This is a genomic window from Comamonas squillarum, assembly GCF_025309455.1.
Taxonomy (GTDB): domain Bacteria; phylum Pseudomonadota; class Gammaproteobacteria; order Burkholderiales; family Burkholderiaceae_C; genus Comamonas; species Comamonas squillarum.
Genome location: NZ_CP104377.1, coordinates 957,654 through 971,798, shown reverse-complemented (window position 1 = coordinate 971,798; position 14,145 = coordinate 957,654). Strand labels below are relative to the sequence as shown.

13 protein-coding genes and 2 tRNA genes are annotated in these 14,145 nt (G+C 62.1%); 11 read left to right on the top strand and 4 right to left on the bottom strand.

Going from position 1 to position 14,145, the window contains the following annotated elements; genetic code table 11:
• Positions 1-155: 155 nt before the first annotated feature.
• On the top strand, positions 156-1,484 hold the full coding sequence (locus N4T19_RS04565) for a putative DNA modification/repair radical SAM protein (RefSeq protein ID WP_260719574.1): 1,329 nt from the start codon (positions 156-158) through the stop codon (positions 1,482-1,484).
• A gap of 11 nt (positions 1,485-1,495) precedes the next feature.
• Positions 1,496-2,416, top strand: coding sequence for a TIGR03915 family putative DNA repair protein (locus N4T19_RS04560; RefSeq protein WP_260719573.1), 921 nt, complete (start codon positions 1,496-1,498; stop codon positions 2,414-2,416).
• 22 nt (positions 2,417-2,438) lie between these two features.
• Here N4T19_RS04560 and panS read toward each other — a convergent pair whose 3' ends face one another.
• A complete protein-coding gene (gene panS / locus N4T19_RS04555; RefSeq protein WP_116925686.1) occupies positions 2,439-3,392 on the bottom strand; it encodes a ketopantoate/pantoate/pantothenate transporter PanS in 954 nt (317 codons plus the stop codon).
• A gap of 794 nt (positions 3,393-4,186) precedes the next feature.
• On the opposite strand from panS, the gene N4T19_RS04550 reads away from it, so the two are divergent.
• From N4T19_RS04550 to N4T19_RS04540, 3 genes are all read left to right on the top strand, one after another.
• Positions 4,187-5,470 carry a cation:proton antiporter gene (locus N4T19_RS04550; RefSeq protein ID WP_116925685.1) on the top strand — a complete coding sequence of 428 codons (1,284 nt, stop codon included), beginning with the start codon at positions 4,187-4,189 and terminating at the stop codon, positions 5,468-5,470.
• Positions 5,460-6,572, top strand: a complete 1,113-nt coding sequence (locus N4T19_RS04545) for a YbdK family carboxylate-amine ligase (protein WP_116925684.1) — start codon at positions 5,460-5,462, stop codon at positions 6,570-6,572. The genes N4T19_RS04550 and N4T19_RS04545 overlap by 11 nt, the downstream gene beginning before the upstream one ends.
• 94 nt (positions 6,573-6,666) lie before the next feature.
• Positions 6,667-7,449, top strand: a complete 783-nt coding sequence (locus N4T19_RS04540) for a glutamine amidotransferase (protein WP_243419307.1) — start codon at positions 6,667-6,669, stop codon at positions 7,447-7,449.
• Here N4T19_RS04540 and N4T19_RS04535 read toward each other — a convergent pair.
• Positions 7,422-7,736, bottom strand: coding sequence for a DUF2322 family protein (locus N4T19_RS04535; protein WP_116925682.1), 315 nt, complete (start codon positions 7,734-7,736; stop codon positions 7,422-7,424). The genes N4T19_RS04540 and N4T19_RS04535 overlap by 28 nt on opposite strands.
• A gap of 130 nt (positions 7,737-7,866) precedes the next feature.
• Positions 7,867-8,379 carry an EVE domain-containing protein gene (locus N4T19_RS04530; protein WP_409935155.1) on the bottom strand — a complete coding sequence of 171 codons (513 nt, stop codon included), beginning with the start codon at positions 8,377-8,379 and terminating at the stop codon, positions 7,867-7,869.
• A 424-nt stretch (positions 8,380-8,803) separates the two neighbouring features.
• On the opposite strand from N4T19_RS04530, the gene infA reads away from it, so the two are divergent.
• The 3 genes from infA to N4T19_RS04515 all read left to right on the top strand — a co-directional run bounded on the left by infA (position 8,804) and on the right by N4T19_RS04515 (position 9,563).
• A complete protein-coding gene (gene infA, locus N4T19_RS04525) occupies positions 8,804-9,055 on the top strand; it encodes a translation initiation factor IF-1 (protein WP_021028051.1) in 252 nt (83 codons plus the stop codon).
• 81 nt (positions 9,056-9,136) lie between these two features.
• Positions 9,137-9,213, top strand: a tRNA-Pro gene (locus N4T19_RS04520).
• Between the two features lie 273 nt (positions 9,214-9,486).
• A tRNA-Pro gene (locus N4T19_RS04515) sits at positions 9,487-9,563 on the top strand.
• A 93-nt stretch (positions 9,564-9,656) separates the two neighbouring features.
• Here the strand turns inward: N4T19_RS04515 and N4T19_RS04510 are convergent.
• A complete protein-coding gene (locus N4T19_RS04510) occupies positions 9,657-9,851 on the bottom strand; it encodes a hypothetical protein (RefSeq protein ID WP_133248128.1) in 195 nt (64 codons plus the stop codon).
• Positions 9,852-10,060: 209 nt separating this feature from the next.
• Here N4T19_RS04510 and nrdA point away from each other — a divergent pair, with 209 nt between their 5' ends.
• From nrdA to yfaE, 3 genes are read left to right on the top strand one after another with little or no spacing between them, the layout of a single operon-like run.
• Positions 10,061-12,322 (top strand): class 1a ribonucleoside-diphosphate reductase subunit alpha, encoded by a 2,262-nt coding sequence (nrdA, locus tag N4T19_RS04505; RefSeq protein ID WP_409515714.1) that lies wholly within the window; start codon positions 10,061-10,063, stop codon positions 12,320-12,322.
• Between the two features lie 14 nt (positions 12,323-12,336).
• On the top strand, positions 12,337-13,470 hold the full coding sequence (gene nrdB / locus N4T19_RS04500) for a class Ia ribonucleoside-diphosphate reductase subunit beta (protein ID WP_260719571.1): 1,134 nt from the start codon (positions 12,337-12,339) through the stop codon (positions 13,468-13,470).
• Positions 13,467-13,769: a class I ribonucleotide reductase maintenance protein YfaE gene (gene yfaE / locus N4T19_RS04495; RefSeq protein WP_116925678.1), complete on the top strand. Its 303-nt coding sequence runs from the start codon at positions 13,467-13,469 to the stop codon at positions 13,767-13,769. The genes nrdB and yfaE overlap by 4 nt, the downstream gene beginning before the upstream one ends.
• Positions 13,770-14,145 lie beyond the last annotated feature (376 nt).

The following is a 14,145-nucleotide window of genomic DNA, read 5'->3' as shown; positions in this document are numbered from 1 at the left end:
GAAAGCTGTATTTATATACAGTATTTGCAGAAAACTACTCCGGTCTGAATAGCGCCGCCATGCGTCCCGGAGGGGCGCGCTCCCAAGGAGGATCACTCCCATCTTGGTGAACGCGAGGAGATTTTGCTAGAATACTGTACATATACACAGTATTTATGCAAACCCTCACCAAACTCCAGATCCTGGCCGATGCCGCCAAATACGATGCCAGCTGCGCGTCGAGCGGCAGCAAGCCCCGCAACTCCCTGGGCGGCAAGGGGATGGGCTCGACCGAGGGCATGGGCATCTGCCACAGCTATACGCCCGATGGCCGCTGCGTGTCACTGCTCAAGATTCTGCTGACCAATTTCTGCATCTACGACTGCCGCTACTGCATCAACCGCAAAAGCTCCAATGTGCAGCGTGCCCGCTTTAGCGCGGCAGAGGTGGTGGGCCTGACCTTGGACTTTTACCGCCGTAACTGCATAGAGGGCCTGTTTTTGTCCAGCGGCATCATCCAGTCGTCGGACTACACGATGGAGCAATTGGTGGAGGTGGCGCGCAGCCTGCGCGAGGACCATGATTTTCGCGGCTATATCCACCTGAAGACGATTCCGGATGCTGCCCCTGAGTTGCTCGCCATGGCAGGCCGCTATGCCGACCGGCTCAGCATCAATATCGAGCTGCCCACCCAGCAGGGCCTGCAGCAGTTGGCGCCCGAGAAGGATGCCGTAGGTATTGCCGCGGCCATGCACCAGGTGGCCGAACATATCGAGCTGGCCCGGCAGCAGACGCAAGACCAGCAGGGCAGCAAGCTGGTATCGCTGCCCCGCCAGCGCCAGGCAGCCCGGGCCGCAGCGCCCAGCTATGCGCCCGCTGGCCAAAGCACACAGATGATAGTGGGCGCCGACAGTGCCAATGACGCCACCATCTTGCGCACCAGCAGCGCGCTCTACACCGGCCAGCGCCTGCGCCGCGTCTACTACTCGGCCTTCAGCCCCATCCCCGATGCATCGTCCGATCTGCCGCTGCAGGCGCCGCCGCTGATCCGCGAGCACCGGCTCTACCAGGCCGATTGGCTGATGCGCTTCTACGGTTTCAGCCCTGCCGAGATCACTGCGCCAGCCGCCGGCGGCATGCTCGATCTGGAGCTGGACCCCAAGCTCGCCTGGGCGCTGTCGCAGCGCCAGCATTTCCCGGTGGACCTGAACCGTGCGGCCAAGGCATGGCTGCTGCGGGTGCCGGGCTTGGGCGTAGGCAGTGTCGAGCGCCTGCTCGCTGCCCGCCGGGTGCGCCGGCTGCGGCTGGCCGATCTGCAGCAGCTGCGCGTTGCCACCAGCAAGGTGCTGCCTTTTGTCGAGTTGGATGACTACCACCCGCCGCTGGCCATGCTCGACAGTCCCAGCTTGCGCCAACAGCTGCTGGCCCAGATGGGGCAGGGCGCGGTGCAGCGCCGGCACAGCGGTATGCAGTTGGCGGCTGCCGCGCAGATGGCGCTGTTTTGAGGAGGCCCGGCATGCAGGCAGAGAACGACAGCTTGACCGTAATGTTGGAAGCACCGGACGACTTTGCCGGCTTTCGCCAAGCGGCGCGGGTATTGCTGGCCCTGGGCGCAGCGCCCGAGGTGGTGCATTGGCGCTGGACGGATGAACTGTCCACCCAGGCCGAGGATGGTGATTTGTTTGCGGATGCTGGGGCAGCCGACGCTGGGGCAGCCCATGCTGCGGCTGCCGGTGCTTGGGTTGCCGATGCGCCGGCCCGCGTTATTACCCCCGATGCGTTGGACCGTTTGACCATTGCACCCGGCCAGCCGGTGCATATCCGCAAACCCCAGCTGGCTGTGCTGCGCCATGCCTGCTGCCACCGCAACCCGGGCCGCTTTATGCTGTGCTACCGCTGGTTGTGGCGGCTGCAGTGCATGCCCAGCCTGGCAGGCGATGCGCTCGATGCCGATTGGCGCGAGATCGAACGCCTGGCCCGTGCGGTGGGGCGAGAGATCCACAAGATGCATGCCTTTGTGCGCTTTCGGCCCGCGCAGGACGAGAAGGGCGCACCGTTGCATGTGGCCTGGTTCGAGCCCGAGCACCACATCGTGCGCGCGGCCTCGGGCTTTTTTAGGGAGCGCTTTAGCAATATGCGCTGGGCGATTCTGACGCCAGGCTGCAGCGTGCTCTGGGACCAGGAATGCCTGCAATGGGGGCCTGGCGCCACGCAAGCCCAGGCACCGGGCCCCGATGCGGGCGAGGCGCTGTGGTTGGCCTATTACCAATCGACCTTCAACCCGGCGCGGCTCAAGGAGCAGGCCATGCTGCGCGAAATGCCGCGCCGCTACTGGAAGAACCTGCCCGAGACGCAGCTGATCAGCGGCCTGGTCGCAGGCGCACGCAGCCGCACCGGGCTGATGCTGGCGGCGCAACCAGCAGCGCAGCGCGCCTGATCAGCCCTGCGGATCTGCAAGATCAGTGCAGCGAAACGTCTTCGCGGCGCACATGGTCATTGGCCGTGCCCGTGGGGCGGCTGGACCAGTAACCGGCCAGCAGCGAGCCAGAGATGTTGTGCCAGACCGAGAAAATGGCGCCCGGCAGCGCGGCCATGGGGCTGAAGAACTTGGCGCCCAGGCTGGCTGCCAGGCCCGAGTTCTGCATGCCCACCTCAATGGCCAGGGTACGGCAGACCGATTTGTCAAAGCCCAGCAGGCGACCGCCCCAGTAGCCACCCAGGTAGCCGATCAGGTTGTGCGCAATGACGCCCGCCAGCACGACGCCGCCGACGGTAGCAATGCGGTCACGGCTCAAGGCCACCACGGTGGAGAGCACCAACAAGATCGCCACCATCGATACGAGCGGCAGCAGGCGCTCTACGCGCTTGATCTGCGCATGCCAGAAATGGTTCAGCAGCAGGCCCAGGCCAATGGGCAGCAGCACGATCTGCGCAATTTCCATCAAAAGCGCGCTGACCGGCACGTCGATCGAGGCCGAGATATACAGGCGCGCGAGCAGCGGCGTGGCCACAATCCCCACCAGGGTCGACAGCGCACTGATCGTCACTGACAGCGCCACATCGCCTTTGGATAGAAAAATCATCACATTCGAAGAGGTGCCACTGGCCACGCTGCCCACCAGCACCATGCCTGCGGTCAGCTCGGGCGGCATGTTCAGCGCCTTGGCAATCAGCCAGGCCGCTAGCGGCATGATGAGGTAGTGCAGGAACAGACCCGCCGCAATCGGGGCCGGGCGCTGCAGCACGCGGCTGAAATCGGCCACGCGCAGGGTCACGCCCATCGCAAACATGATCAGCATCAGCAGCTGGGCAATATGGGGCTTGAAGCCCAGGAAGGCCGAGGGCGCGCTGTAGGCGATCAGCGCCATCACAGCCGCCCAGACGGGGAAAAGACGGGTCAACAAGGCAAGCACGGATATATCCAGACCAAAAACGGGCCCCAGGTTGTGCGGAGGGACAAATCCGGATGCACAGGGGCCAAAAAGCAGGGAGTGGCTGATGCGTGGTCGCGGCTGCGCTGTCACGCTCGTCCGCCGGGCAAGGTGCCCGACCAGGGATAGCGGACCGGGGCAGCAAAAGGGCGGTGAACGCGGCGCTACCGGTGGGTAGCGGGCAGGCGCTGGGAGCTTGTGGCTGGCCGCATCAGAGCCGCGATCATACGGTTACGGCTGCAACTGGTTGGGGCGGGCGGCGGGGTGGCATCACTGCGCAGTCGGATATTGGCGCGCACTGCCTGGCGGTGCTGGGGCAGGTGCGGGCACCGGGCTTGCCAGTGCAGCTTACCGATGGGATGCTGGCATCTTTTGTACCCACCGCATGCTACGTTCCAAATAGCACGCTTGGGCGCCAATGCAGGGCTGGGTGCTCGGCACACCTGCCTGGTAAAAAGAGCGGCTCATGCGGCCTGCATTGTAGGACTGAAGGCTTTTTGTGCCCAGCGCCGGCATGCTGTGGTGGCAATCGGCAGATCATCCAGTAAAGTTGTTGAGATTGGTTAACGATCTGATGCATAAGTGCAACAAGGTGCCTGGGCACCACGCTGGTGCATCCCCTGCCTCGCAGTGCCTGCCACGGTCTGGCTTTTGAAGCTGGCCACGTCAGACAGCGGCACTGCCAGGCGATCTACAGCTCTGTGCCCTGCGGCCATGCATGCAGGACACACTTTTTGGAGGAGGGTGCAGATATGCCACCCCAAGCAGCATCTTCCATGCCGCTGCCGCAGATCGGCGGCTGGCTTGAACACAGTGTGGGCCCCTTGATGAGTTGGTGCGTGCTGGTTGCAGCTGCGGCACTTGCCGGGCACGCGGTTTTCCGACTCACCGGTTTTCCGCGCATGCTGGGCTATACAGTGGTGGGCCTGCTCGCTGGCTGGCTGGGCTTTGGCGATCTGCCCTGGCCGCTGCAGGGCAACACCCAGGTGCTGCTGCACACGGCAGTGGGCACCAGCATGCTGATTGCGGCCTCGCAAATCTCCCTGAAATGGCTGATGCGACAGCCATTTTTGCTGTTGCAAAGCCTGGTCGAATCGATGGCCGCTCTGGTGCTGGTCACGGCCACTTTGCAATTGCTGGGCATGGGTTGGGCGGTGTCGCTAGGGGTAGGGGTGGTGGCCATGGTGGCCTCGCCCTCGGTGCTGCTGCGCATCTCGGCCGACCTGCGCTCCAGTGGCGCCGTGACCGACCGCAGCTTGCTGATGGCCACCTTGGGCTGCATATATGCGCTGGTGCTGGGCCTGGTGGTCACCGTGGCCTGGTCGCCCGTCGCGGGCACGGATGCGCAATCGGGCCTCGTGCTGACGGCAGCTGGCATGGGCCACTTGCTGTGGAGCCTGGGTTTGACCCTGCTGTGGGCGCTGCTGACCACCGCCGCGCTATGGCCGGTGCTGCGCTGGCGATCGTCGCGCAGTGATTCCACGGCGCTCTACATGCTCGCGGTGCTGGTCGCTGCCAGTTTGCTCGCGGAGCGTCTTGGCGGCTCGGCGGCGCTGGGCTTTGTGCTGGCCGGTGTCATGCTGCGCAACCTGAGCCCCAAGCCCATGGTCTGGCCCTCGGCCTTTATGGCCGGCAACACCATGCTCAATTTGCTGATGTTTGTGCTGGTGGCCAGCATGGCCGGCCAGATTGCACCCAGCGCGGCGCTGATCAGCCTGGTCGCTGCCGTCAGCCTGGCGCGGCTGCTGGGCAAGATGGGCGGCGTGCTGCTCTTGGGCGCGGGCACCGGCATTGGCTGGTTGCGCCAGTGGCCGGTGGCCTGCGCACAGTCGCCCAGCTCGGGCCTGGCCTTGCTGCTGGCTTCCGGCCAGGTGGCGCAATGGGCTGCGATCAACCCGGAAGTGGCAGTGAGCGTGTCGTCCATCGCGCTGCCGATGATTGTGCTGTGCGAGGTGATTGGCGTGCTGCTGGCCTCGCTCGCTTTGTGGCGCAGTGGCGAGGCGCACCGCGGCATCGGCCTGTCTGCCCTCACCAGCAAGGAGAAACGCCATGACGCTTGAAGCCTTCCACCAGTCCGAGGCCTTGACGCTCGGCGTCGAGCTGGAGCTGCAGCTGGTCAACACCAACCACTATGACCTGACACCTTATGCGCCCGATATGCTGGCCTTGCTGAAAAACGCGCAGGTGCCCGGCTCCATCGTGCCCGAGGTGACCACGAGCATGATCGAGATATCGACCGGCATCTGCACCGACGCCCAGGACGCCTACCAGCAGCTGAGCGTCACGCGCGATGCGCTGGTCAAGGCGGCAGACAAACTCAATATTGCGCTGGCCGGCGGCGGCACGCACCCGTTCCAGCAGTGGCACCAGCAGCGCATCTACAACAAGCCGCGCTTCAAGGAGATCACCGCGCTCTACGGCTACCTCACCAAGCAGTTCACCATCTTTGGCCAGCATGTGCATGTGGGCTGCCCGGGCGCCGATGCGGCGCTGATGATGCTGCACCGCCTCTCGCGCTATATCCCGCACTTTATTGCGCTGTCGGCCTCCAGCCCCTTTGTGCAGGGGCAGGATACGGCCTTTGATTCGGCGCGGCTCAACTCGGTGTTTGCGTTTCCGCTCTCGGGCCGGGCGCCGTTTGCGCTGCACTGGGAGGACTTTGAGCGCTACTACGACAAGATGACCGCCACCGGTGTGATCCACAGCATGAAGGACTTCTATTGGGATATTCGGCCCAAGCCGGAGTTCGGCACGGTGGAGGTGCGGGTGTTTGACACGCCGCTGTCCATCGAGCGCGCCGTGGCGCTTGCTGCCTATGTGCAGGCGCTGGGCGCCTGGTTCCTGGCCGAGGAGCCGTTCGAGCCTAGCGAGGATGACTACCTGGTCTACACCTACAACCGCTTCCAGGCCTGCCGTTTTGGCCTTGAAGGCGCCTATGTGGACCCGGCAACCAGCGAGTCCTTTGGGCTGCGCGAGCATATCTTGCTGACATTGCAGCGCATCCAGTCCTATGTGCCGGAGAACAGCAAGGAGGCCTTGCAGCAGTTGCGCAAGACCGTCAACGAAGGCGTCAACGACGCGAGCCGCCTGCGCGAAGCCTATGCCCATGCCCAGCAGCTGCCTGAGGTGGTGCGCCAGTCGACCTTGCGCTTCCGGTACTGAGGCAAAACCGGCAATTAAATCCACCGGGTTGAAGGCCATCCGGGGCTGGCCTGCATTACAGTGCATGGGCCAGCCCTTCTTTTTGCCTTCACCCGTGTCTGAAAAAACTCTGCTGCTTATCCAGGTCGGCACACCGCCCGACGACATCCGTGCCCAGGTCGGCGATCTGCCGCTGTGGTTCTCCGCCGTCCTCGCCGCTGGGCCTGCCTTCCAGGTGGTGCGGGTGTTCGAGGGCGAACCCTTGCCGCCGCATGATGCACACAGCGCTGCGATCATCACCGGCTCCTGGGCCATGGTGACGGACCTGCTGCCCTGGAGCGAGGCGACCGCCCAATGGATACGGGAGGCGATGGCGCGGGACATGCCGCTCTTTGGCATTTGCTACGGCCACCAGCTGATGGCCCATGCGCTGGGCGGCCGGGTGGACTACCACCCCCAGGGGCGCGAGATGGGGTGCCTGGATATTGCGCTGCTGCCAGGCGCAGAGCACGAGGCCTTGCTCGCTGGCTCAGGCCGGCACTTCAAAGCCAACCTGACCCATATGCAGACGGTGCTGGAGCTGCCGCCCGGCGCCCGGGTGCTGGCCCGCTCGGCCCATGATCCGCACCAGGTCGTGCGCTATGGGCCCCATGCGGTGTCCACCCAGTTCCATCCGGAGTTCAGCCCGGCTGTGGCTGCCGCCTGCATCGAGCTGCGCGCGCAGGTGCTGCAAGCTGAAGGTTTTGACCCGGCGGCGATGCTCGCGCAGCTGAGCGACACGCCCGTGCCCCAGCAGATGCTGCAGCGCTTTGTGGCCGCCTATGCCGGCCAGCCAGCAGCTGCGCCGGCGCTGCAAGCGGCCCAGGTGCCTCAGGCCGAGACGATCTTGACGGTATAGCCCTTGCCGGAGGCGATCACCTCCATCAGGCGATCAATATTGGGATGCGCGCCGGGGCGGGCCTTGGCGTCATCCGTGTGCTCGGCAAAGATCGTGAGGCCTTCTTCGGCCGCTGCCACATTGATGCCGCCATGCTTGGCCGCCAGCGCGTTGTAGACCTTGACCGAACCGGCTTTGCCCGGTGCATTGGGAATGGTGGCCGCCACCTGGCCATCGGCAGCGATCAGTTGCAGCTCGGCGATATGGTCGATGGAGGGCAGGGACTGGAGGTTGTCAGCAAAAGCCATGGGGATTCCTGGGCGCAAAGGTAGTATCAAAAAAATAGCTGCCGGTGCTTATTGCATGGGCAGCTCACGGGTTTTGTATTATGCAGCAGCGCTTGCCGCCAACGGGGGCTGGCAGCGCGCCTCGCGCGCATTAGCCCTGGGCCTTGACCAGGTCCATGATAAAGCGCCAATGCGCCTCGTCCACCGGCGTGATCGACAGGCGATTGCCTTTTTGCAGCACGCGCATCTCTTGCAGCTCTGGGTACTGGCGCAGTGCAGCTACCGTGATCGGCCTGATCTTGCGCAGCGCCTGCACATCGAGCATCAACCAGCGCGGGGCCTCCGGCTTGGACTTGGGGTCATAGTATTTGGACTGCGGGTCAAACTGGCTGGTATCGGGCCGCAGCTGGCCTGCAATGCGGGCAATGCCGTAAATACCGGGCTCGGCGCAGCTCGAATGCCAGTACAGCACACCGTCACCCACCTGCATGTCATCGCGCATGAAGTTGCGCGCCTGGTAATTGCGCACCCCATCCCAGGCAATGGTGGCATCGGGGGCGCTGAGCGCATGGTCGATCGCATAGTCGTCCGGCTCGTTTTTCATCAGCCAGTAGCGGGGGGATGCAGCATTCATGGTGTTCGTTGGTGAAGGGGCGGGAGCCATCGGGTTGCACGGCCTGGAGCCAGCCGCGCATGCATGCGCCATGCTAGCCGATGCGCCGGCGCTGCTGCTGCCAGCACAGCCATGCGGGCCTGCGGATCACCGGCGGCGTTTATACGAGACAAGCCACAGCGGAATTGGCAGCAACATAGTACAATAGAGAGCTTTGCAAGCTTTTATAGCTTGGAGGCGTTGGCTGCCCTGGCAGCTGCGCCGTCAATATTGTGTGGGATGCTGGCTGTTGCGCCCCGTTGTCGGGCTGGCAGATTTCCACTTGGTTGCCTTGAAGGCCCTTGCCCCTTGGGTGGCGAGAGTTGGCAAGGCCCTCCCGAACCATGGAGAGAGCCACCGCTTGTTGGTGGCACTGAGAACAGCATGGCGAACCGGTTTCGCACATGCACCACTAGACAAGGATTCGTCGACTTATATGGCTAAAGAAGAACTGATTGAGATGCAAGGCTCCGTGACCGAAGTGCTGCCCGATTCGCGCTTTCGCGTGAAGCTGGACAACGGCCACGAGCTGATCGCTTACACAGGCGGCAAAATGCGCAAGCACCACATTCGCATTCTGGCCGGTGACAAGGTGTCGCTGGAGATGTCGCCCTACGATCTGAGCAAGGGCCGCATCACTTTCCGTCACCTGCCTGGCCGTGGCCCGGCACCGACCCAACAACGTTAACCGCATCGGTGGTGGCCGCTGTAAAAAAATCGTCAAATACGAAATGCAGCTGCCAAACCCTGGTTACAATAACGGCTTAGTCGGAGCGTAGCGCAGCCTGGTAGCGCATCTGCTTTGGGAGCAGAGGGTCGCGAGTTCGAATCCCGCCGCTCCGACCATTCCATTTAAAAACCTGTTGCATGCAAATGCAGCAGGTTTTTTGTTTTGGCAATTCTTGGCAATTCGCGATATGGCGCGGTTTATCCTGATGGCGCGCCGGCAAGCATCTTTCACATGCTGCTTCATGCACGGCGGGTGGCGCGGCCCTCTCGGTTTTGCTGCGCAGCGGGCAGGGCGGCTGTCTCGCCAACCGCCCCAGCAGATGAAAAGTTGTCAAAGTAATCATTTTTTGCCGGAAGTGGCTCCAGCTCGATATACAATAGCGGCTTAGTCGGAGCGTAGCGCAGCCTGGTAGCGCATCTGCTTTGGGAGCAGAGGGTCGTGAGTTCGAATCCCACCGCTCCGACCATCCTTATCGAAACCTGTTGCACGCAAGTGCAGCAGGTTTTTCGTTTGGGCGGTGCTGCAAAAGGGCAAGGTACCGCCTGCCATTCAGCTTGGTCTATGGCTTGATGGCCCAGGCGATCAACCAGATGGTGATCGCCATCAACATCGGGGGATGATGCCCCTCTTCATCACCGGGAATGTGCCCGCCCGGATACATATATTTACCGGCGCTCTGCGCGTTGATTTTGCAGCATTCTTCGCCCAGTCCGCCAGTGCCTAGCAGAAATCGAGCCTGATTTTCTGCTGCCAAGAACGCTACAGGTAGCGTACACTCAAGCCCATAGACACCATATGTAGTGTCCACCGCTTCCCCCACAGGTTGTTTGATGCTGGTCTCGCTCCAGCCAAAACGCGCCAGCCATGCCTGGCGCGTTTTGGCGCGGGACTGCCGCGTCTTGCGCCCGTGGTCCTGCGTTTTTTATCCCATTAGAAACATCGCAAATGAACCAGACAAGCACTATGAGAGTCACCAAGCGTGACGGTCGCGTTGAGCCTATCGACCTCGACAAAATCCACCGGGTGATTGACTGGGCGGCCAAAGGCCTGAGCAATGTGTCGGTCTCCCAGATCGAGCTGCAGTCGCATATCCAGTTTTATGACGGCATCCGCACCGATGCGATCCATGAGACCATCATCAAGTCTGCGGCCGACCTGATCTCCGAAGACGCACCCGACTACCAGTACGTGGCAGCGCGCCTGGCCATCTTCCACCTGCGCAAGATCGCCTTTGGCCAGTTCGAGCCGCCCCATTTGTACGATCATGTGCAAAAGCTCACCGAGCTCAAGAAGTACGACCCGCACCTGCTGGCCGATTACAGCCGCGAAGAGTACGACGAGATCAATGGTTTCATCGACCACTGGCGCGATATGGACTTCTCCTACGCAGCCGTCAAGCAGCTCGAAGGCAAGTACCTGGTGCAAAACCGGGTGACCAAGCGCATCTACGAGAGCCCGCAGATTCTGTATGTGCTGGTGGCGATGAGCCTGTTTGCCAAGTACCCGGCCGACCGCCGTCTGCAGTACATCAAGCGCTTCTATGACGCCGTCTCGCGCTTCAAGATTTCGCTGCCCACGCCCATCATGTCGGGCGTGCGCACCCCGCTGCGCCAGTTCAGCTCCTGCGTGCTGATCGAGTGCGATGACAGCCTCGACAGCATCAATGCCACCACCAGCGCCATCGTCAAGTACGTCTCGCAGCGCGCCGGTATCGGCATCAACGGCGGCCGTATCCGTGCGCTGGGCAGCGAGATCCGGGGCGGCGAGGCACAGCACACCGGCTGCCTGCCTTTCTTCAAGATGTTCCAGTCGGCCGTCAAGTCCTGCTCGCAAGGCGGCGTGCGCGGCGGTGCAGCCACCTTGTTCTACCCACTATGGCACCTGGAAGCCGAGTCGCTGCTGGTGCTCAAGAACAACCGCGGCGTCGAGGAAAACCGCATCCGCCATCTGGACTACGGTATCCAGATCAACCGCATGCTCTACCAGCGCCTGATCAAGGGCCAGAGCATCAGCCTGTTCTCGCCCCATGATGTGCCCGGTCTGTACGAGGCCTTCTTTGCCGACCAGAACAAGTTCGAAGAGCTGTACGTCAAGTACGAGGCCGACGAGTCCATCCGCAAGCGCACCCTGCCAGCGGTGGAGCTGTTCTCGCTGATGATGCAAGAGCGTGCCAGCACCGGCCGCATCTACATCCAGAATGTGGACCATTGCAACACCCACAGCCCGTTCAACCCGGCCGTGGCTCCCGTGCGCCAGTCGAACCTGTGCATGGAAATCCTGCTGCCCACCAGCCCGCTCGAAGACATCAAGGACGAAAACGGCGAAATTGCGCTGTGCACCCTGTCCGCCTTCAACCTGGGCGCGCTCGAATCCACCGATGAGCTCGAAGAGCTGGCCGACCTGATCGTGCGTGCGCTCGATGCACTGCTGGACTACCAGGACTACCCGGTAGCCGCTGCCCGCATTGCGACCGAAAAGCGCCGCTCGCTGGGCGTGGGCGTGATCAACTACGCCTACTACCTGGCCAAGAACGGCGTGCGCTACTCCGACGGTTCGGCCAATGGCCTGACCCACCGCACCTTCGAAGCCATTCAGTACTACCTGCTCAAAGCCTCGGTGCAGCTGTCGCGCGAGTTCGGCCCTTGCACCGCCTTTGCCGAGACCAACTACGCAGCTGGCATCCTGCCGATCGACACCTACAAGAAGGACATCGACGCGCTGACCGATGAGCCCCTGCACCTGGACTGGGAAACCCTGCGCGCCGAGATCAAGACCCACGGCCTGCGCAACTCGACCTTGACGGCACTGATGCCGTCCGAGACCTCCAGCCAGATCGCCAACGCGACCAATGGCATCGAGCCTCCACGCGGCTTTGTCTCGGTCAAGCAGTCCAAGGACGGCATCCTGCGCCAGGTGGTGCCGGAGATCGATCGCCTGAAGGGCCAGTACGAGCTACTCTGGCAAATGCCCAACAACGATGGCTACTTGAAGCTCGTGGGCCTGATGCAGAAGTTTGTCGACCAATCCATCTCGGCCAACACCAACTACGACCCCCAGCGCTTTGCCGATGGCAAGGTGCCGATGCAGCAGCTGCTCAAGGACCTGCTGCAGGCCTACAAGTTTGGTGTGAAGACGCTCTACTACCACAACACCCGTGACGGTGCCGAAGACATGCAGGGCGCAGCGGCAGAAGACGATTGCGCCAGCGGCGCCTGCAAGATCTAAGCGGAGAGAAGGCGATGGCATACAGCACCTTCTCCAAGGTCGACAATGACCAGCTCAAGGAACCGATGTTCTTTGGCAATTCGGTCAATGTCGCCCGCTACGACCAGCAGAAGTACCCGATCTTCGAGAAGTTGATCGAAAAGCAGCTCTCGTTTTTCTGGCGCCCTGAGGAAGTGGACATCACGCAGGACCGGATCGACTACCAGAACCTGCCCGACCACGAAAAGCACATCTTCATCAGCAACCTGAAATACCAGACGCTGCTCGACTCCATCCAGGGCCGCAGCCCCAACATGGCCTTCCTGCCATTGGTGTCGCTGCCCGAGCTCGAGACCTGGATCGAGACCTGGGCGTTCTCCGAGACCATCCACTCGCGCTCGTACACCCACATCCTGCGCAACATCGTCAACGATCCATCGGTGATCTTTGACGACATCATGCGCAACGAGAGCATCAAGCTGCGCGCGGGCGATATCTCGTCGTACTACGACGACCTGATCCGCGATGCGATGCTGCACGCCCAGCTGGGTGCAGGCAGCCACACGATCAATGGCGTGGTACACCAGATCGATGTGTACCAGCTCAAGAAGAAGATGTACCTGTGCCTGATGAATGTGAACATTCTGGAGGCCATCCGCTTTTATGTGAGCTTTGCCTGCTCCTTCGCGTTTGCCGAGCGCAAGCTGATGGAGGGCAATGCCAAGATCATCCGCCTGATCGCCCGTGATGAGGCGCTGCACCTGACCGGCACCCAGCACTTGCTCAACATCATGCGCTCGGGCCAGGACGATCCGGACTTTGCCAAGATCGCCAAGGAGACCGAGCAGGAATGCTTTGAGATGTTCAAGACGGCGGCGATGCAGGAAAAGCAGTGGGCCGAGTACCTGTTCCGCGACGGCTCGATGATTGGCCTCAACAAGGACATCCTGAGCCAGTATGTGGAGTACATCACCAATATCCGCATGACCGCGATCGGGCTCAAACCGGCGTTTGACAGCGCCAAGAGCAACCCGATCCCCTGGATCAACACCTGGCTGTCGTCCGACACCGTGCAGGTGGCCCCGCAAGAGGTGGAGCTGAGCTCCTACCTGGTGGGCCAGATCAACGCCGAAGTCTCGCTCGATGACCTGAGCGGAATCGAGTTGTGACCACCGTCAGCACCACGGACACCCTTATACGCGTGCTGCCAGGGGAGAGCCTGCTCGAAGCGCTGGAGCGCACGGGCCACGATGTGGAGTACCAGTGCCGTGGTGGTTATTGCGGCAGCTGCCGCCTCACCTTGGTGGAGGGCGAAGTCGTCTACACCCAGGAGCCGCTGGCCTTTGTCGGGCCCAATGAGGTGGTTCCCTGCTGCTGTGTGGTCAAGACCCCCATCAAGGTGGAGTGCAGCCTGCGGCAAGTGGAAACCAGCGCCGACGATAAGAACCAGCTGGCCCTGGACTTGTAATTCTTCTGCCGTTCTGCGCACAGGCCCCAAGCTTTGCTTGGGGCTTTTTTTGTGGCGTGGTGGCAAGCGCAAAGGCAGCCGATCTTGGGTTCCGTCTGGCGCTCAGGCGCCTGGTTTTTCCTCCCTCGTCAAAGCTTTACACAAGCAAGTCCTGATGGTTTTACAGCACCTGTCCGCCCTGATTGGTGCAAGCATGCCGCCGCATGCTGCAGCACTGTGCAGCGCTGGTGCATGGCCGACCAAAAATATGGTCTTTTTGCACTGTCGACGTGCATGGCCACCGGGTAAGCGCGTAATGGTTTTTACCCGCGAAGCACAGCTTGTGCCCGCCCTCGAATTTCTTGTTTGCGCCGACTGGGCGATCACTTGATCATCG

What these genes read in the sequence shown, in the direction of transcription:
- nrdB (WP_260719571.1), top strand. Translation starts at nt 12,337, where the DNA reads ATGGCATACAGCACCTTCTCCAAGGTCGACAATGACCAGCTCAAGGAA.
- N4T19_RS04560 (WP_260719573.1), top strand. Translation starts at nt 1,496, where the DNA reads ATGCAGGCAGAGAACGACAGCTTGACCGTAATGTTGGAAGCACCGGAC.
- N4T19_RS04530 (WP_409935155.1), bottom strand. Translation starts at nt 8,379, where the DNA reads ATGGCTCCCGCCCCTTCACCAACGAACACCATGAATGCTGCATCCCCC.
- N4T19_RS04535 (WP_116925682.1), bottom strand. Translation starts at nt 7,736, where the DNA reads ATGGCTTTTGCTGACAACCTCCAGTCCCTGCCCTCCATCGACCATATC.
- nrdA (WP_409515714.1), top strand. Translation starts at nt 10,061, where the DNA reads ATGAGAGTCACCAAGCGTGACGGTCGCGTTGAGCCTATCGACCTCGAC.
- N4T19_RS04550 (WP_116925685.1), top strand. Translation starts at nt 4,187, where the DNA reads ATGCCGCTGCCGCAGATCGGCGGCTGGCTTGAACACAGTGTGGGCCCC.
- N4T19_RS04545 (WP_116925684.1), top strand. Translation starts at nt 5,460, where the DNA reads ATGACGCTTGAAGCCTTCCACCAGTCCGAGGCCTTGACGCTCGGCGTC.
- N4T19_RS04565 (WP_260719574.1), top strand. Translation starts at nt 156, where the DNA reads ATGCAAACCCTCACCAAACTCCAGATCCTGGCCGATGCCGCCAAATAC.
- infA (WP_021028051.1), top strand. Translation starts at nt 8,804, where the DNA reads ATGGCTAAAGAAGAACTGATTGAGATGCAAGGCTCCGTGACCGAAGTG.